The organism is Streptomyces sp. cg35 (genome assembly GCF_050410835.1).
Taxonomy (GTDB): Bacteria; Actinomycetota; Actinomycetes; order Streptomycetales; family Streptomycetaceae; genus Streptomyces.
The window spans coordinates 7,424,502-7,442,564 of record NZ_CP191268.1; the positions used below are offsets into that span (position 1 = coordinate 7,424,502).

Here is an 18,063-nt window from a genome sequence, read left to right on the forward strand (position 1 = left end):
CCGTCCCTTCCGCCCGACCCGTCGACTGGGGGATCCACCCGATGACCCGACCCGATCCGGACTCCCGTCCGTCCCGCAGAACCATGCTCACGGCCGCCGCGGGCGTCGCACTCGCCGCCACGGCGGCCGGCGCGGGGACCGCCCGAGCCGCGGCCGCCCCGGCCACCGCAGCAACCACACGGAAGAAGGCCCCCGCCCGCCTCGTGGACAACCGCACCTGGACGACGTACACCGACTGGCGCTCCGGCACCGGCCGCGGGACCCGCGCCGTCGCCGGGGCGCGTCCCGGCGTGACGCTCGCCGGCGTCGCGGGCACCACGACCTACACCGACCCGCACCTGAACAGGACGGCCGAGTGGGAGTACGCGCAGTGGATCTCCCCGGTCCACCGGCTGAGCGTCCCCGCCACCGAGGTCATCGCCTCGTGGAACGCGCACACCCCGGCCGGCACCTGGATCCAGATCGAGCTGAAGGGCACGTACACCGACGGGACCGCGACGCCCTGGTATGTGATGGGCCGCTGGACGGCCGGTGACGACAAGGACGTCGACATCCGCCGGACCTCCGTGGACGACCAGAGCGACGGCAGGTCGAGCATCTGGACGGACACGTTCTCCATCGACGACGCGGCCTCCGGCCTCCGCCTCGCGTCCTACAGCCTGCGCCTGACGCTGCTGCGCGCCCCGGGCTCGAAGGCGGCGCCGACGGTCTGGCGCCTGGGCGCGATGGGCTCGGACGTCCCGGACCGCTTCACCGTGCCGGCGTCCACCCCCGGCCTCGCCAAGGAGCTGGCCGTCCCGCGTTACTCGCAGAGCATCCACTCCGGTCAGTACCCCGAGTACGACAACGGCGGCGAGGCCTGGTGCAGCCCCACCTCCTCGCAGATGATCATCGAGTACTGGGGGCGCAAGCCCACGGCCGAGCAGCTGGCCTGGGTCGACCCGGCCTACGCCGACCCGCAGGTCTGCCACGCCGCACGTGGTACGTATGACTACCAGTACGAGGGCTGCGGCAACTGGCCGTTCAACGCGGCGTACGCGGCGACGTACGAGGACCTGCAGGGCGTGGTCACCCGGCTGTCCTCCCTGACCGATCTGGAGACGCTGATCGCGGCCGGTATCCCGGCCATAACGTCCCAGTCGTTCCTCAAGGAGGAGCTGACCGGCGCGGGCTACGGCACCTCCGGGCACCTCATGACGGTCATCGGCTTCACCGCCGAGGGCGACGTGATCGCCAACGACCCGGCCTCGCCGAGCGACCCGGCGGTCCGCCGCGTCTACAAGAGGTCGGAGTGGGAGACGATCTGGCTCCGCACGAAGCGCAAGAACGCCTCGGGCAGCGTCGTCTCCGGGACCGGCGGCGTCTGCTACCTCTACTTCCCGGCCCACCCGACCCCGAAGCAGCGCAAGGCGCTGGCGGCGGTGGGCGTGCGCTGACCGGTGGCCACGCCGCCTCGGCGGTCTTCTCGCGGGAGAGGTCCCCGCGAGGAGACCGCCGGCCGGGGCCGGTCAGCCGGTGACGACCGGGTTCACGACCCAGTCCGGGTGCCCGGGCATGGGCGGGGTCTTCGGGCCGTACAGCCAGGGGCGCAGGAAGCCCGACAGGTCCCGGCCCGCGACCTTCGACGCCAGCGCGACGTAGTCGGCCGTCGACGCCGTCCTGCCGCGGTACTCCGCAGCCCACGCCCGCTCGATCCGCTGGAACGTGTCCGTGCCGACCTGCTCGCGCAGCGCGTACAGGACCAGCGCGGAGCCGTCGTAGCGCATGCGCTTGAAGAGGTTCGGCTCGGTGGGTTCGGCGGGGGCGCCGTAGTCGTGCCGCCACTGGTCGTGGCTCTCGTACGCCGTCTTCATCGCGGCCTCGAAACTGTCCCCGCCGTGCGCCTGCGAGTACAGGCGCTCGTAGAAACGGGCGTGCCCCTCGCTGAGCCACAGGTCGGACCAGGCCGCGATGCCCACGCTGTCGCCGAACCACTGGTGGGTCAGCTCATGGACCAGATTGCGCTCGGCGTCGACCTTCGTGCCGAGCAGGTCCGCCTTCGGGACGAGGGACAGCGTCTGAGTCTCCAGGGCCACGCCCAGATCCGTGTCGCCGACCAGGACGCCGTACCGGTTGAAGGGATACGGGCCCAACTGCTGCTCCAGCCACGTCAAATGATCGGGCGTCAGGTCCCGGTACTGCTTGGTCGGCGCCACCAGGGCGTCCGGTACGACATCGCGCAGCGGCAGCCCGCCCGGCCCCTTGCTGTCGACCAACTGGAACCGTCCGATGGCCAGTTGGACGAGCTGGGTGGCCACCGGCTGCTCGGAGTCGTACGTCCAGCGGACCCGGCCGTCGGGGCGCGTGGACCGGTCGACGAGTCTTCCGCCTGCGACCGCCGTCAGGCCGGCGGGTGTGGTGACGTGGAAGGTGAAGCGGGCCCGCCGGCTGGGGTGGTCATCGGCCGGGAAGACCAGCTTGGCCCCGTTGGGCTGCGGGTAGAGCACCGTGCCGTCCGGTGTGGGGATCCAGCCGTAGTCCTCGATCGCGTCGTCGCGGTGGCGTGTCTGCGTCGGGTCGGCCGTGTAGCCGACTCTCACCGTGAAGGAACCTCCGCTGCGTAAGGGGGACTTGGGCGTGACGACCAGCTCGTCGCCGTCCCGCCGGGTCTGCGCCGGCCGGCCGTCCACCGTGACCGAGCGCAGTGTGTTGCCGGCGAAGTCCAGGTTGAAGCGGGAGAGCGCCTGGGTCGCCGTGGCCCTGATCGTCGTCACCGCGGCGAACGGGGTCCGCGGTGCCCGCCAGTCGAAGTCGAGGGTGTAGTGGCGGACCGTGTAGCCGCCGTTCCCGTCGAGCGGGAACATCGGATCGCCGAGCCCCGCGGCACCCGGCGTGGGAGCGTCGGCGGCGGCCCGGGAGACGGTTGCCGGGCCGGTCAGTGCCGCGCCGACGGTGATCGTCGCGGCGACGGCGAGTCGGGCCCTGCGGTGGTGCGTCCGGTACGTGCGCATCGGGAACCTTCCGGTCGGACGGATCGCGTCGCAGTGTGGGACGCGCGGCATTCCGGCCCGGTTGTGCGTGACCAAGGTCTCGGTCGCAGAACGGCCTTCCGGTGGCAAGGTGGATAGGGCGCCGGAGGGGAGCCGGGCGCCCCCGGGGGGAGTCACGACCACGCCCACGACCCGAGCGAGACACCCATGACCGCAAGCTCTGCCGCCAGCCCCGCCCCTGCCGCCTCGCGCGCCCGCACCGGCGGCCCGCAGGAGGACGGCCCCAAGATCCTCGAGCACGTCCTGGGCTGGACCTTCGTGGTGGTGCTCGCGATGTTCGTCACGCAGGTCGGCTGGATGTGACCTGAGCCACCTCGGTCTTCCGGCACCGTCCCTCGCCCGCCGAGGCCCTCGCGCCCGGGGCGTGCGGGGCGGGACGGCGCCGCGGAAGGTGCCATACTGCGGGATCCGCAGGGAGCTGGAGGCCAGGGCCGGAATTGAATACTAGTCAACAGCGGGCGCGCGGCACCGACCGCTCCACCGCCCGTCGCGCCGAACTCATCGCCATCGGCCGGAAGTTGTTCGCCGACACGTCCTACGACGCGCTGTCCATGGACGACATCGCCCAGCACGCGGGCGTCGCCAAAGGGCTGATCTACTACTACTTCAAGTCCAAGCGGGGCTACTACCTCGCGATCATCGAGGACTCCGTCGGCGATCTCGTCGACCTCGCGAGCAGCGCCGTGGACCAGGCGCCCGTCGACCGCCTGCACCGCACCATCGACGGCTATCTGCGCTACGCCGAGCACCACCAGGCCGCGTACCGCACGATCATCACCGGTGGCGTCGGCTTCGACACCGAGGTGCAGGCCATCCGGGACGGGGTGCGCGAGGCGCTGATCGCGACCATCGCCCAGGGTGCGTACGGGAGAACCGAGGTGCCGCAGCTCGCCCGGATGGCGCTGCTCGGCTGGCTGTACGGCGTCGAGGGCATCACGCTCGACTGGATCGGCCACCAGGAGCTGGAACGGGACACGCTGCGCGCCCTGTTGGTGCGCCTGCTCGGCGAAACGCTGCGCGTGATCGAGGAGTTCGATCCGACGTGTCCGGCGCCGCCCCGCTCCTGAGCGAGCACGAGGGGCGGGGCCCGGCACGCCGGACCCCGCCCAAGTGGTTCACTCGTACGGTCAGTCGACCGCCTTGATCAGCTCACCGTTCGTCGTGTCACCGGACAGCTCCCACAGGAAGGTGCCGCCCAGGCCCTGCTGGTTCTTGTAGTCCATCTTCCCCGCGATGGTCGCCGGGGTGTCGTAGCTCCACCAGTTGTTGCCGCAGTACGCGTACGCGGTGCCGCCGACCGTGCCCGTGGCGGGGCACTTGGTCTTCAGCTCCTTGTAGTCGTCGATGCCCTGCTCGTACTTGCCGGCCGCCGGACCGGTGGCCGTGCCGCCGGGCGCCGCCTGCGTGACACCGGTCCAGCCGCGCCCGTAGAAGCCGATGCCGAGCAGCAGCTTCGACGCGGGTACGCCGGCCGCCTTGAGCTTGGCGATGGTGGCGTCGGTGTTGTACCCGTCCTTCGGGATGCCGTCGTACGCGGTCAGCGGCGAGTGCGGGGCGGTCGGGCCCTGCGCGTCCCAGGCACCGAAGTAGTCGTACGTCATCGGGTTGTACCAGTCGACGTACTGGGCGGCGCCCGCGTAGTCGGCGGCGTCCAGCTTCCCGCCGTCCGAGGCGTCGGCCGCGATGGCGGAGGTGACCAGGTAGCTGCTGCCGAACTTCGAACGCAGCGCCGCCATCAGGTTCTTGTAGGCCTCGGGCCCGCTGGTGTCGCAGGTCAGGCCGCAGGCGTTCGGGTACTCCCAGTCGATGTCGATGCCGTCGAAGACATCGGCCCACTTGGAGTTCTCGACCAGGTCGTAGCAGGACTGGGCGAACGCCGCCGGGTCCTTGGCCGCCTCGCCGAACCCGCCGGACCAGGTCCAGCCGCCGAAGGACCACAGGATCTTGAGGTCCGGGTGCAGCTTCTTCAGCTTGAGCAGCTGGTTGAAGTTGCCGCGCAGCGGCTGGTCCCAGGTGTCGGCGACGCCGTCCACGGCCTGGTCGGCGGTGTACGCCTTGTCGGTCGCGGCGTAGGAGTCGCCCATCGTGCACTTGCCGCCCTGGACGTTGCCGAAGGCGTAGTTGATGTGGGTGAGCTTGTCCGCCGAGCCGGACGTCTCGATGTTCTTGACGTGGTAGTTCCGGTCGTAGACACCCCACTCCGTGAAGTATCCGACGACCTTGGAACCGGCCGCGGTCTCCTTGGGGGCGGCATCCGGCTGCGCGGCGGCGCTGCCCGCGGAGGCGAGCAGTCCCGCGCCGAGGACGGCGCAACACGCGGCGGCGGCGAGCGCCTTGAAACGGGCGCGGGGGAGGTGCGGTCTGAGCATCGTGTCTCCTCGTGGGGGAGGGGGACATGGGGGGAAGTCGAGCTGTGGACCTGCGTGAGTGCGACTCAACGCGCCCGCCAGGGGTGACATGAACGCGTTAAGTCGTTGAACGGAACAGTAGGAGGACTAGACCAGTGAGGTCAATGGTCCGAACCAATTTCGCGGGCTCCCTTGCGTTCGTCCGCACATCCTGGAGTAAGCGGTCGTTAACCGGTGACACGCGGCCCGGGATCGGGAATACTCGACACACCGCAGCCGCTGGTCAGCCCCTTTCGAGACCCGGAAGGGCAGCATCGGCTCGACAGTGACCGACCGGCGGCGCCGCCCACCCCGCGCGCACCGCCGCAGTGCCCGCACAGGGAGGAGAGCGTCGCCATGCCGGAGCCAGGAGTCGAGCGTCAGCTGCCGACGGACGAAGCTCAGGACCTCATGCAGCTGGTCCGTGACATCGCGCAGCGGGAGATCGCCCCGCACGCCTCCGAGGGCGAGGAGGCCGGCCTCTTCCCGCGGGAGACGTTCGCCCTGCTCTCCTCGTCCGGCCTGCTCGGCCTGCCGTACGACGCCGAGTTCGGCGGCGGCGACCAGCCGTACGAGGTGTATCTCCAGGTGCTCGAGGAGCTCGCGGCCGCGCGCCTGACCGTCGGTCTCGGCGTCAGCGTGCACTCGCTGGCCTGTCACGCGCTCGCCAACTTCGGCACGAAGCAGCAGCGCTCGGAACATCTGCCCGCGATGCTCGGCGGCGGACTGCTCGGCGCGTACTGCCTCTCCGAGCCGTCCTCGGGATCCGACGCGGCGTCCCTGCGCACGAAGGCGGTGCGTGACGGCGACGCCTGGGTGCTCACCGGCACGAAGGCCTGGATCACCCACGGCGGCGTCGCCGACTTCTGCACGGTGCTGGCCCGCACCGGCGGCGAGGGCGCGCACGGCATCACGGCGTTCCTGGTTCCGGGCGACGCCGAGGGGCTGAGCGCGGCGGCGCCGGAACGGAAGATGGGGATGAAGGGCTCGCCCACCGCCCAGCTGCACTTCGACGGGGTGCGGGTGAGCGACGCGCGGCGCATCGGGGACGAGGGGCAGGGCTTCCAGATCGCCCTGTCGGCGCTCGACTCGGGCCGGCTCGGCATCGCGGCCTGCGCGATCGGCGTGGCGCAGGCCGCGCTCGACGAGGCGGTGGCGTACGCGAAGGGGCGCGCGCAGTTCGGGCGGCCCGTCGCCGACTTCCAGGGCCTGCGGTTCATGCTGGCGGACATGGCGACGCAGATCGAGGCGGGCCGCGCCCTGTACCTGTCGGCGGCCCGGCTGCGGGACGCGGGCCGGCCGTTCTCCAAGCAGGCCGCCATGGCGAAGCTGCTGTGCACCGACGCGGCGATGAAGGTGACCACGGACGCGGTGCAGGTCTTCGGCGGTTACGGATACACCGCGGACTTCCCCGTCGAGCGGTTCATGCGGGAGGCCAAGGTGCTGCAGATCGTCGAGGGCACCAACCAGATCCAGCGCATGGTCATCGCCCGTCACCTCGCAGGTCCCGAGTCCCGCTGAACTGCCCCGTGCGCACGGTGGGCGCCACCAGCAGCGCCCACTCGGGGTCGTGGCGCCCCGGCAGGGTCCTGCCGCGCTCGGCCCAGGTGCTGATGAGGGCCCGGTAGATGGGCGGGTCCTGCGGGTGGACGTGCGCTTGCTGCGGTTGGTGCGTCGTGTGTGACGGCTGGGGCTGTGGTGCCTGGTGAACCGATTCTGCGGGGACAGGAACGAGGGCACGCCTGCGTCGGCCGGTGGGCGCAGGAGCCGGTGTCTGCGTCGGGGTCATGCCAGATCAACGGCGGGGGAGGGGGTGGGTCACCGGTTGACGAATTCGAGCCTCAGTTCGCGGCATAACCGAGCAGACGGCTCCGCCGGGTCGAACATCTGGCCTCCGCATCACGGCTGACGTACCGTCAGCTCTGCCGCCGGGCAGGCCGTACCCCTCCGGGCGACGTCAACTGCCGTGCGTCCAGGGAGGATTGCCGTGGCCGAGGACGACCGCCCCGTAGCGTTCGACGAGTACCCGGTCCATCAGGTGCCGCTGTCGATGAAGCACGTCGCCACCGGCGACCGCAACGCCTACGACCGGTGCATCTTCCATCTCTTCGACCCCGAGGGCCGGTTCCTCCTCATCCTCGGCCTCGGTGTCTACCCGAACCTCGGCGTGATCGACGCCTACGCCACCCTGCGCGTCGGTGACACCCTGCACGCCGTCCGCGCCTCGGACGCACTGAGCGACGAGGGCCGTACGCGGATGGAGGTCGGCCCGCTGCGGATCAAGGTCGAGCGCCCGCTGGAGACGTTCGTCCTCAGCTGCGCCGCCGACCCGGACGACCCCGACGGGCTCGCGTACGAGATCACCTGGAGCGCCGACTTCCCGGCCCTGTGGGAACCGCACCACACCCAGCGCCGCGGCGCCCGCCTCACCCTGGAGGGCAAGCGGTTCGTGCAGGCGGGGCGGTGCGACGGCCGGCTGCGCGTCGGCGGACGCGAGATCGAACTGCGCGGCTGGACCGGGACCCGCGACCGCAGCTGGGGCGTGCGTCCCGTCCCCGGCGAGGAGGGCGGTCGGCTCGCCGAGCAGCACCCCACCGAGGGCTTCCACTGGATCTGGGCCCCGGTCCGCTTCGACGACCGCTTCCTGATGGTCGTCACGCAGGAGGACGCCGACGGCCACCGCACCCTGAACGACGCCACACTCGTCCGGAAGGGACACCGCGACCGCCAACTCGGCTGGCCGCAGACGGACATCAGCTACGTCCCCGGGACCCGCCACCCGCGCAGCGCGGTCATCCACCTCACCGACCCGACGGACCGCAAACCCGTCGAGGTCGGCGTGGAGATCCTCGCCTCCTCGCCCCTCGCGGTCGGCGCCGGCTATCCACCGGCCGACGACTGGCAGCACGGGACCTGGCGCGGCCCCGGCTGGACCGACCGCCGCGCCTACGACCTCGCCGACCCGGCGGCGCACCCCCTGGCCGCCTACGGAGTGATCGACCACGCCGCCCGCTTCACCCTCGACGGGCAGGTCGGCCACGGCATCTTCGAGCACGGCAGCTTCGGCCGCCACGACCCGAGCGGCTTCACCGGCTTCGACTCGGTGGCACCTCCGCGCCCCTGATCACCCGGTACGGAAAGGGAGTCCGGCCATGGCGACAGCACCGCGCCCCCGCACGTCCACCCGCGAACCCGAGGAGATCGCCCGGCGGCTCACCGCCTGGCTGGCCCGCCGGCTGCCCGGCGCCAAGGCGGTGAACGTCACCGTCCCCGAGTCCAACGGCATGTCCAGCGAGACGCTGCTCTTCGACATCGAACACCCCGAACCGCCGCTCCGGGCCTGCGCGTTGAGACTGGCCGCGGACCCGTCCGCGTACACGGTCTTCCCGGTGTACGACATGCCGCGCCAGTACCGCACGATGCGACTGGCCGAGCGCACCGGTCTGCCGGTGCCGCGCGTGCTCTGGCTGGAGGAGGACGCCGGGCCGCTCGGCGCCCCCTTCTTCGTGATGGAACGGGTCGCCGGCCGGGTGCCGCCGGACGTCATGCCGTACACGTACGAGGGCAACTGGCTGCACGCGGCCACGGACGCGGAGCGCGCGGAGCTGGAGGACGCGAGCCTGCGGCTGCTGGCCCGGCTGCACGACGGGGTGCCCGCGGCCGATGCGGAGTTCCTCGCCCTGCCGGGGACGGGCAGCCCGCTGCGCCGGCACGTCGAGGCCCAACGCGCCTACTACGCCTGGGTGGTGGACGGACTCCCGCGCTCACCGCTCATCGAGAGCGCCTTCGAGCGCCTCGAGACGCTGTGGCCCGGCGACGTGACGGACGCCGTCCTCAACTGGGGCGACGCCCGCATCGGCAACATCATCTACGACGGCTTCAGGCCGACCGCGGTCCTGGACTGGGAGATGGCGGCGCTCGCCCCGCGCGAGGTGGACCTCGGCTGGACCGTCTATCTGCACCGCTTCTTCCAGGACCTGACCGAGAGCTTCGGGCAACGCGGCCTGCCGGACTTCCTGCGCCGCGACCGGATCGAGGCGAAGTACGCCGAACTCACCGGCCACGCGCCGCGCGACATGGACTTCTACACGCTCTACGCGGCGCTGCGGCACGCCGTCGTGATGCTGCGCGTCGCCTACCGCCAGGTCCACTTCGGCGAGACCGCCGTGCCCGCGGATCCGGACACGCTGATCCTGCACCACGGCAGCCTGCGGGCCATGGTGCAGGGCGACTACTGGGACGGGGTGAGGTAGCTCAGGCGGCCTGACGGGGCGCCTGGAGCGGGACCCGGATGGGACGCGATCCGGGGCCGCCCACGTGCGAGAACGGCTGGGTGCGCCAGTCGAGCCCCTGAGGGAGCGTCAACAGCAGGGACGTGTCCTGCTCCTGAGTGCCGGTCAGCGCGTCGGCGGGCCGCGCCTCGGTGGCCGCGCGTCCGGTTCCCGCGCAGACGGTGAGCCCGAACGGATTCCAGGGCGTCGCGCAGAGCGCGTGCTCGGGCAGGACGTCCTCGTCCGCCAGGAGCGCGATGGGCTGCGCGCAGTCCGGGCAGAGCACCCGGTACATCTCGAAGGTGTCGTACGCGTCGGTGTCGTCCCCGTCGAAGGCGTCGGGTTCGACGCCCTCCGGCTGGGGCTCGACGATGGTCTGCGTGCGATTTCGCGTGGCAGGGCGTCCGGGACGCTTCACACTCTGCATGGGATTCTCCCCCTCGGGTGGGCCGACCAGGAGCCGCGGCCTCGACCACAGCAAGCACTTCCCGCCCCGTCCGTGAGGTAATCGCGCCATGCCGGTGGACACGGCCTGAAACGTGTGGCGTTCGTCACATGCCGATTGCAGGTGCCGGTGGGACGGTAGAAGTAACGGCCACCGCGGGCCGCTTCGCGGGGAATCGGCTGTCCGGCGGCGTCACTCAGGTATCCGGGGCGATCACCTGCCCTGTAGGTTCTGCCGCATGGAGGAGCTCGACCGACAGATCGTGCAGCTGCTCGTCAAGGACGGGCGGATGAGCTACACCGACCTGGGCAAGGCCACCGGCCTGTCCACGTCGGCCGTGCACCAGCGGGTGCGCCGCCTGGAGCAGCGCGGTGTGATCCGCGGGTACGCCGCGGTCGTCGACCCCGAGGCGGTGGGGCTGCCGCTCACCGCGTTCATCTCGGTGAAGCCGTTCGACCCGAGCGCCCCCGACGACATCGCGGAGCGCCTCGCCGGCGTCCCCGAGATCGAGGCGTGCCACAGCGTGGCCGGCGACGAGAACTACATCCTGAAGGTCCGGGTGGAGACCCCGCACGAACTGGAGAACCTGCTGGCGCGGGTGCGGTCCCTGGCCGGGGTCTCGACGCGCACGACGGTCGTGCTGTCGACCCCGTACGAGGCCCGGCCGCCGCGTATCTGAGGGAGTCCCGACAAAAGGGACCCCGGCGCCCGCGCGCGGCGCCGGGCGCGGGAGACTGTCCCTCATGAGCACGCCCCCCAGCACCCGCACCGTCCTCCTGCGACGCGGCGAGGTCCACAGCCCCGCCGACCCTTTCGCCACCGCCATGGTCGTGGAGGCAGGACACGTCGCCTGGGTCGGCTCGGAAGGCGCGGCGGAGGCGTTCGCGGACGGTGTCGACGAGGTCGTGGATCTCGACGGCGCCCTGGTCACCCCGGCGTTCACCGACGCCCACGTCCACACCACGTCGACCGGCCTGGCCCTCACCGGGCTCGACCTCACGGCCGCCCGCTCCCGCGCCGAGGCCCTCACCCTCGTACGGGAGTACGCCGCGGCCCGCCCCGCCGACCGGGTCCTGCTCGGCCACGGCTGGGACGCCGCCCGCTGGCCCGACGGCCGGCCGCCGTCCCGCACGGAACTCGACGAGGCCACCGGCGGCCGGCCCCTCTACCTCTCCCGCATCGACGTGCACTCCGCCGTGGTGAGCACCGCCCTGCTCGACCTGGTCCCCGGCGTCACGGACCGGGCCGGGTACGCGCCCGACGCGCCCCTGACCCGCGACGCCCACCACGCCGTGCGCGCCGCCGCCCTCGGCGCCGTGGGACCCCAGCAGCGCACCGAGGCGCAGCGCGCGGCGCTGCGGCACGCCGCCTCCCTCGGCATCGGCTCGGTCCACGAGTGCGGCGGCCCGGACATCTCCTCCGAGGACGACTTCACCGGACTGCTCGACCTCGCGCGCTCCGAGCCGGGCCCGCGCGTCGCCGGTTACTGGGCCGACCGTGACATCGAGCGGGCCCGGGCGCTCGGCGCGCTCGGCGCCGCCGGCGACCTCTTCGTGGACGGCTCCCTCGGCTCGCACACGGCCTGCCTGCACGCGCCCTACGCCGACGCGGCCCACACCGGCACCGGCTACCTGACCGCCGAGGACGTCGCCGCGCACGTCGTCGCGTGCACCGAGGCCGGTCTCCAGGCCGGCTTCCACGCCATCGGCGACGCCGCCGTCACCGCGGTCGTCGAGGGGCTGCGCGCCGCCGCCGAGAAGGTCGGGCTCGCGCGGGTGCGCGCCGCCCGGCACCGCGTCGAGCACGCCGAGATGCTGACCCCCGAAACGGTCGCGGCCTTCGCCGAGTTCGGGCTCACCGCCTCCGTGCAGCCCGCCTTCGACGCGCTGTGGGGCGGCGAGGACGGCATGTACGCCGACCGCCTCGGCGCCGAACGGGCGCGCACGCTCAACCCGTTCGCGGCCCTGCTGCGGGCCGGTGTCCCGCTCGCCTTCGGCTCCGACAGCCCGGTCACCCCGCTCGACCCGTGGGGCACCGTCCGCGCGGCCGCCTTCCACCGCACGCCCGAACACCGGGTCTCCGTCCGCGCGGCCTTCACCGCCCACACGCGCGGCGGCTGGCGCGCCGTCGGCCGCGACGACGCCGGGATCCTGGTGCCCGGCGCTCCCGCGGACTACGCCGTGTGGCGCACCGACGAGCTGATCGTGCAGGCCCCGGACGACCGGGTGGCCCGCTGGTCGACCGACCCGCGCTCCGGCACACCCGGCCTGCCCGACCTCACGCCCGGCGCCCAACTCCCGGTCTGCCTGCGGACGGTGGTGTTCGGACAGACGGTCTTCGTACGGCCGGACGAGTGAGATCCCGGGGCGGCGCGTGCCGGATCCCGGCCCCGCACCGTCCCGTACGACCTGCGAATCCTCCGCCCTGACCAGGCGACTTCGCGAAGAGGCGCAGGTCAAACGGCTGTTGACAGACCGCCGCGGTCGACGGGTAGGTTCGGCCGGGTCCACCACCTTTCGCACGACCGGGCAGATCCAGGCAGTCGTAGAACGAAGTCCGGCGCCCGCGCCACGGGGCGCTGGAACGTTCCGGCCGGTCGGCGAGGTGCGACCCGGGTGGGGCCCGGGCGTTCAGTAGACAACGGCTTTCGGTCGACCCGCAGCCAGCGGGCCCCAGGTCGGCCCGAAGGACGTCCGGCCCCGATCCGCAGTGTCTTCCTGAGCTGCGGCGCTCGCTATGGTGGTCCCCTGTGCACGGAAGTTCTAAGGGGAAGCTGTGAGTGACGGCGGCGGGCGCAGGTTCGGCCCTCTGGGTACGGCCTTGGTGATCATTCCGACCTACGACGAGGCGGAGAACATCACGAGCATCGTCGGCCGCGTGCGAGCCGCGGTGCCCGCGGCGCACGTCCTGGTCGCCGACGACAACAGCCCCGACGGCACGGGCAAGCTCGCCGACGAGCTGGCCGCCGAGGACGAACAGGTCCACGTGCTCCACCGCACCGGCAAGGAAGGCCTCGGCGCCGCCTACCTCGCGGGCTTCGCCTGGGGCATGGAGCAGGGCTACGGCGTCCTGATCGAGATGGACGCCGACGGATCCCACCAGCCCGAGGAGCTTCCGCGGCTGCTCACCGCGCTCAAGGGCGCGGACCTCGTGCTCGGCTCGCGCTGGGTACCGGGCGGACGCGTCGTGAACTGGCCCAAGTCCCGCGAGTTCCTCTCCCGCGGCGGCTCCACGTACTCGCGCCTGCTGCTGGACGTCCCGATCCGCGACGTCACCGGCGGCTTCCGCGCCTTCCGCCGCGAGACCCTCGAAGGTCTCGGCCTCGGCGAGGTCGCCTCGCAGGGCTACTGCTTCCAGGTCGACCTCGCGCGCCGCGCGGTGAAGGCCGGCTACCACGTGGTCGAGGTCCCCATCACCTTCGTCGAGCGCGAGCTGGGCGACTCCAAGATGAGCAAGGACATCGTCGTGGAGGCCCTGTGGCGGGTCACCACGTGGGGCGTGGGGGAGCGGGTGGGCAAGATCCTCGGCGGCAGGCCCGAGAGACGCTGAGCGCGCGCCAGGGCCCCTCGCGAGCGCGCCGGTCCCTCCTGTGCGTCCTGCCGGGTCCTGCCGGGTTCTGCCGGGTTCTGCCTGGTCCTACCGGGGAGACGGCCTTGATCTCCCGCTTACGCCACTCGGACGTGGCCCCAGGCACACTGGAGGCATGACCACTGGCACTCCGCCCCGCAACCAGCCCGCAGGGGCCCGGCGCTCCCGGGTCCGCACCTTTCTGCCGCTCGGCGTCGCCGCCTGGGTGGTCCTGGAGATCTGGCTGCTCACGGTGGTGGCGGGAGCGGTCGGCGGCTTCACGCTCTTCGTGCTCCTGGTGGCCGGCTTCGTCCTCGGCGCCGTCGTGATGAAGGCGGCAGGACGCCGCGCCTTCCAGAACCTCAGCGAGACCCTCCAGCGCGGCCAGGCGGCCACGGTCGAGGCGGGCGAGCAGCGCCCGCAGGGCAATGGACTGCTGATGCTCGCCGGTCTGCTCCTGATGATCCCCGGGCTCGTCTCGGACGTCCTCGGTCTGCTGCTGCTCGTGCCGCCCGTGCGCACGGCGCTGAGCCGCTCCACCGAGCGCGCCATCGAGCGGAAGATGAGCACGGCGACCCGGAGCACGTTCGGGGACGCGTTCCAGCAGGCCCGTATGCGTCAGCCGGGCGGCACCGTGATCCAGGGCGAGGTCGTCCGGGAGGACGAGGCCCCCGGCGGCCGCCGCGACGACGCGGACCCGCGCCCGCCGATCATGCCGTCGTGAGCGCCCTCGGGGGCGCATGAGAAACGGCCGGGGGCCGGACACACACCGTGTGTCCGGCCCCCGGCCGTTCTTCTGCTGGTGCCGAGCACCGTCGGGTCAGGCCGACTTGCGGCTGTCCCTCGGGTGGACCGCGATGTTCATCGCACCCGAACGCAGGACGGCCAGACGCTCCTCGAGGACCTCTTCGAGCTCCTCGCGGGTGCGCCGCTCCATCAGCATGTCCCAGTGCGTACGGGCAGGCTTCGCCTTCTTCTCCTCAGGGCCGTCACCGTCCACGAGAAGTGCCTGGGCCCCGCAGACCTTGCACTCCCACTCCGGCGGAATTTCGGCCTCCACCGAGAAGGGCATCTCAAAGCGATGTCCCTTCTCGCATGCGTACTCCACGGCCTGGCGCGGAGCCAGGTCGATGCCGCGGTCCGTCTCGTAGCTGGTCACTACGAGGCGCGTACCGCGAAGAGCTCGCTCACTCATGAATCGTGCCTCCCGGGCTTGTCGCCCACAGGACAGGTGTCGCTGTCGTCGTCATCCGGTCAACGTCCGGTCGGCGGTAAAGATTCCCGTTCCGGGTCATGCGTCGCCGTCGTAGCCGCCCCTTGTTGTACCCACCGGCGCCCGGTTTGTCACATCTGACACCAGATGTCACCTAGCGTTTTGCACTAATGACGTGCAGTAACGGTACGCCTGGCAGGCCAACCGCGTACACTACCGGCCTTTGGCTTCAGGTGCTAAATCCGGGTCGGTACGGGATTCCCCGCGTCGCGCACCGCCTGCCGCACCGGAACGCGTGCGAGCAGAACAAAGCCGATCAGGAAGAACGCCACCAGGGACACGATCGCGTCCCGGTAACTCCCGGTCAGCTGGTACGCGAGCCCGAACACCAGGGGCCCCAGCCAGCTCATGCCCCGGTCGCTCATCTCGTAAGCGGAGAAGTACTCCGCCTCCTTTCCGGCCGGCACGAGATGCGAGAACAGTGACCTTGACAGTGCTTGGGTACCCCCGAGTACGAGGCCGATGCCCGCCGCGAGAACGAAGAACCATGTCGGCGCGTGAGCCGGGAGGAAAAAGCCCGCCCCGATCGTCACGGTCCAGGCCACGAGGGAGCCGAGGATCGTCCGTTTGGCGCCGTACGCGCGCGCCAGACGGCCCATCGCCAGCGCGCCCGCCACCGCCAGGATCTGCACGAGCAGCACCGCCACGATGAGAGTCGACTGGTCCAGGCCCAGTTCCTCCGAGCCGTACACCGACGCCTGGGAGATCACCGTCTGCACGCCGTCGTTGTAGACGAGATAGGCGAGCAGGAAGGAGAGCGTGAGCGGATGGCGGCGCATGTCCTTCACCGTGGCCACGAGCTGACGCAGGCCCGGCGCCGTGCCGCCCGGCGCGGTCGTCGAGCGGCGGTCGCGCAGGCGGCGTAGGGGCACCACGGTGAACGCGCCCCACCAGACGCCCGCCGACGCCAGACAGATGCGCACGGCTGTCGACTCCGAGACACCAAAAGTGTCGTGCGACGAATACAGCACCAGGTTCGCCACGAGTACGAGGGCCCCCGACGCGTAACCGAAGGCCCAGCCGCGCGAGGAGACCGCGTCGCGCTCCTCCGGAGGAGCGATCTGCGGCAAGTAGGAGTTGTACAGCACCATCGAGACGGCGAGCGCGGAATTCGCGACCACAAGGAGCGCGCCGCCCAGCAGGTAGCGGTCGCCGTCGAGGAAGAACATGCCCGCTGTCGCCGCCGCGCCCACATAGGCGGCGAGCGCGAGGAGCGGCTTCTTGCGGCCCGAGCGGTCGGCGGCCGCGCCCGCGAGCGGCATCACGAAGATCGACAGGATCACCGAGAGCGAGACCGAGTACGCGAAGAAGGAGCCCGCGCGCACCGGGATCCCGAGCGGGTGCACGAAGCCGTCCGCGTCGGCCGCCGCCTTCGCGACCGAGGTGAGATAGGGACCCAGGAAGACCGTCAGCACACTCGTCGAATAGACCGAGCAGGCCCAGTCGTAGAAGTACCAGCCGCGCTGCTCCCGCTTGCGGTCGGCAAGAGCGGTCGCCCCGGTCGCCGTCTCCCGTGCGGTGTCGGTGCCCACCCGTGTCCCCTTGAAGTCCCCGTGGCCCGGCGCGGCGGGCGCCCTCAGACCCAGGTTCCCCGGTCCTTGAGAACGTCGCGCAGCGTCTCGATGTGATCGGAAACTATGCCATCGACCCCGAGGTCGAGAAGACGTCGCATCTCGGCCTCGTCGTTGACCGTCCAGACGTGCACCTGCACCCCGCGCGCGTGGGCGGCCCGCACGAAGCGCCGGTCGACCACCCGGATCCCCGACTGCGCCACCGGGACCTGGGCGGCCACGGCGGAGCGCCGCAGCGCGGCCGGGATCCCGTACGACCTCAGGCGCAGCCCGAGCACCCCCTTGGTGCCGTACGACGTGGCGAGGCGGGGGCCCGCGAGCGCCTGGGCCCGGGCGACGCGCGCCTCCGAGAACGAGCCGACGCAGACGCGGTCCCACGCGCGCGTGCGGCGGATCAGATCGAGCAGGGGGAGCAGCGCGGGCTCCGCCTTGACGTCCACGTTCCAGCGCACGTCGGGGAACGTCTCCAGCAGCTCCGCCAGGAGCGGCACCGGTTCGCTGCCCGCCACGCGCGCGTGGCGCACGTCGTCCCAGGGGAGGTCGCAGATCCGGCCGCTGCCGTCCGTGACCCGGTCGAGCGTCGCGTCGTGGAAGGCGACGAGCTGTCCGTCCGCCGTGGCGTGCACATCCGTCTCGATGTAGCGGTAGCCGAGGTCGAGGGCGCGGCGGAACGCGGCGACGGTGTTCTCCAGGCCGTCCGCCGCCCCGCCGCGATGGGCGAGGGCCAGCGGCCCGGGATGGTCGAGGTAGGGGTGGCGCACGTGCTGGGTCACCGTCGCAGTATCGCCCGCCGTGGTGACGCCCCGGCGACCACCGTCGAGCCGGCGGCCGGCGCGGGGACGGCGAAGACGCGCAGGAACACCTGGGCCAGCGGCCCGATCGCCAGCGCGTACACGACCGTGCCCACGCCGATAGTGCCGCCGAGCAGGAAGCCCACGGCGCACACCGTGACCTCGATGGCGGTCCGCATCAGGCGGATCGAGCGGCCCGTACGCCGATGCAGCCCGGTCATCAGGCCGTCGCGCGGGCCGGGACCGTACTTCGCCGCGATGTACAGACCGGTCGCCACACCGTTCAGCACGACACCGGCCACCAGCATCGGAATGCGCACGGCGTACGCGTCCGGGGCGGGCACCAACGCGATCGTCGCGTCCATCGCGAGGCCGACCAGGAAGACGTTGGACACGGTGCCGAGGCCGGGGCGCTGGCGCATCGGGATCCACAGCAGGAGCACCAGCGCGCCGATGATGATCGACACGACACCGATGGAGATGCCGGACAGCTCCGACAGGCCCTGGTGCAGCACGCCCCACGGTTCGAGGCCGAGGCCCGCCTGGACGAGCAGTGCGTCGCTGGTCCCGTAGAGGACCAGGCCGACGTAGAGCTGGACGAGCCGGCGGAAGGTGTGCCCGCCGGAGGATGCGGACGACGACGCGGACAAGAGATGCCCCCTGTGGTGGTAGTGGACTGACCCATGACACTCTGTGGCTCGGTGCAAGATGCCAACCATGGCCAATTCG

17 protein-coding genes are annotated in these 18,063 nt (G+C 71.7%); 10 read left to right on the plus strand and 7 right to left on the minus strand.

The features are described 5' to 3' along the window. Positions 1-41 precede the first annotated feature (41 nt). On the plus strand, positions 42-1,436 hold the full coding sequence (locus tag ACQUQD_RS34025) for a peptidase C39 family protein (RefSeq protein ID WP_428956018.1): 1,395 nt from the start codon (positions 42-44) through the stop codon (positions 1,434-1,436). Positions 1,437-1,508: 72 nt separating this feature from the next. On the opposite strand, the gene ACQUQD_RS34030 is transcribed toward ACQUQD_RS34025, so the two are convergent. Further along, the gene (locus ACQUQD_RS34030; RefSeq protein ID WP_428956019.1) at positions 1,509-2,990 is read right to left on the minus strand and encodes a M1 family metallopeptidase; all 1,482 of its coding nucleotides are present in this window, start codon (positions 2,988-2,990) and stop codon (positions 1,509-1,511) included. 186 nt (positions 2,991-3,176) lie between these two features. Between ACQUQD_RS34030 and ACQUQD_RS34035 the strand changes: the two genes are divergently transcribed. Both ACQUQD_RS34035 and ACQUQD_RS34040 read left to right on the plus strand, forming a co-directional pair. Continuing rightward, positions 3,177-3,332 (plus strand): SCO1431 family membrane protein, encoded by a 156-nt coding sequence (locus tag ACQUQD_RS34035; protein ID WP_428956021.1) that lies wholly within the window; start codon positions 3,177-3,179, stop codon positions 3,330-3,332. A 134-nt stretch (positions 3,333-3,466) separates the two neighbouring features. Continuing rightward, complete coding sequence (locus ACQUQD_RS34040; RefSeq protein WP_428956022.1) at positions 3,467-4,096, plus strand: TetR/AcrR family transcriptional regulator; 630 nt, start codon at positions 3,467-3,469, stop codon at positions 4,094-4,096. A gap of 60 nt (positions 4,097-4,156) precedes the next feature. Here ACQUQD_RS34040 and ACQUQD_RS34045 read toward each other — a convergent pair whose 3' ends face one another. Continuing rightward, entirely contained in the window at positions 4,157-5,398 is a 1,242-nt protein-coding gene (locus tag ACQUQD_RS34045; protein WP_428956023.1) for a glycoside hydrolase family 18 protein, read from the minus strand. Between the two features lie 375 nt (positions 5,399-5,773). Between ACQUQD_RS34045 and ACQUQD_RS34050 the strand changes: the two genes are divergently transcribed. The 3 genes from ACQUQD_RS34050 (at position 5,774) to ACQUQD_RS34060 (ending at position 9,669) form a co-directional block, all read left to right on the plus strand. Continuing rightward, positions 5,774-6,937 (plus strand): acyl-CoA dehydrogenase family protein, encoded by a 1,164-nt coding sequence (locus tag ACQUQD_RS34050; protein WP_428956024.1) that lies wholly within the window; start codon positions 5,774-5,776, stop codon positions 6,935-6,937. A 529-nt stretch (positions 6,938-7,466) separates the two neighbouring features. After that, complete coding sequence (locus tag ACQUQD_RS34055; RefSeq protein WP_428957722.1) at positions 7,467-8,540, plus strand: hypothetical protein; 1,074 nt, start codon at positions 7,467-7,469, stop codon at positions 8,538-8,540. 28 nt (positions 8,541-8,568) lie between these two features. Then, entirely contained in the window at positions 8,569-9,669 is a 1,101-nt protein-coding gene (locus ACQUQD_RS34060) for a phosphotransferase family protein (protein ID WP_428956025.1), read from the plus strand. A 1-nt stretch (position 9,670) separates the two neighbouring features. Here the strand turns inward: ACQUQD_RS34060 and ACQUQD_RS34065 are convergent, their stop codons facing one another. Then, on the minus strand, positions 9,671-10,114 hold the full coding sequence (locus tag ACQUQD_RS34065; protein WP_428956026.1) for a hypothetical protein: 444 nt from the start codon (positions 10,112-10,114) through the stop codon (positions 9,671-9,673). A gap of 256 nt (positions 10,115-10,370) precedes the next feature. Between ACQUQD_RS34065 and ACQUQD_RS34070 the strand changes: the two genes are divergently transcribed. The 4 genes from ACQUQD_RS34070 (at position 10,371) to fxsA (ending at position 14,423) form a co-directional block, all read left to right on the plus strand. Continuing rightward, complete coding sequence (locus ACQUQD_RS34070; protein ID WP_018534770.1) at positions 10,371-10,811, plus strand: Lrp/AsnC family transcriptional regulator; 441 nt, start codon at positions 10,371-10,373, stop codon at positions 10,809-10,811. Between the two features lie 64 nt (positions 10,812-10,875). Next, the gene (locus ACQUQD_RS34075) at positions 10,876-12,489 is read left to right on the plus strand and encodes an amidohydrolase (RefSeq protein WP_428956027.1); all 1,614 of its coding nucleotides are present in this window, start codon (positions 10,876-10,878) and stop codon (positions 12,487-12,489) included. A 418-nt stretch (positions 12,490-12,907) separates the two neighbouring features. Next, entirely contained in the window at positions 12,908-13,681 is a 774-nt protein-coding gene (locus tag ACQUQD_RS34080) for a polyprenol monophosphomannose synthase (protein WP_428956028.1), read from the plus strand. A 154-nt stretch (positions 13,682-13,835) separates the two neighbouring features. Continuing rightward, positions 13,836-14,423 (plus strand): FxsA family membrane protein, encoded by a 588-nt coding sequence (fxsA, locus tag ACQUQD_RS34085; protein ID WP_428956029.1) that lies wholly within the window; start codon positions 13,836-13,838, stop codon positions 14,421-14,423. A 96-nt stretch (positions 14,424-14,519) separates the two neighbouring features. Here fxsA and ACQUQD_RS34090 read toward each other — a convergent pair whose 3' ends face one another. The 4 genes from ACQUQD_RS34090 to ACQUQD_RS34105 all read right to left on the minus strand — a co-directional run bounded on the left by ACQUQD_RS34090 (position 14,520) and on the right by ACQUQD_RS34105 (position 18,053). Then, a complete protein-coding gene (locus tag ACQUQD_RS34090) occupies positions 14,520-14,894 on the minus strand; it encodes an RNA polymerase-binding protein RbpA (protein ID WP_003977404.1) in 375 nt (124 codons plus the stop codon). Between the two features lie 254 nt (positions 14,895-15,148). Beyond that, positions 15,149-16,504 carry an MFS transporter gene (locus ACQUQD_RS34095; RefSeq protein ID WP_428956030.1) on the minus strand — a complete coding sequence of 452 codons (1,356 nt, stop codon included), beginning with the start codon at positions 16,502-16,504 and terminating at the stop codon, positions 15,149-15,151. Between the two features lie 44 nt (positions 16,505-16,548). After that, positions 16,549-17,316, minus strand: coding sequence for a glycerophosphodiester phosphodiesterase (locus tag ACQUQD_RS34100; protein WP_428956031.1), 768 nt, complete (start codon positions 17,314-17,316; stop codon positions 16,549-16,551). Beyond that, the gene (locus ACQUQD_RS34105) at positions 17,313-18,053 is read right to left on the minus strand and encodes a YczE/YyaS/YitT family protein (RefSeq protein WP_428956032.1); all 741 of its coding nucleotides are present in this window, start codon (positions 18,051-18,053) and stop codon (positions 17,313-17,315) included. The genes ACQUQD_RS34100 and ACQUQD_RS34105 overlap by 4 nt, the downstream gene beginning before the upstream one ends. Positions 18,054-18,063 lie beyond the last annotated feature (10 nt).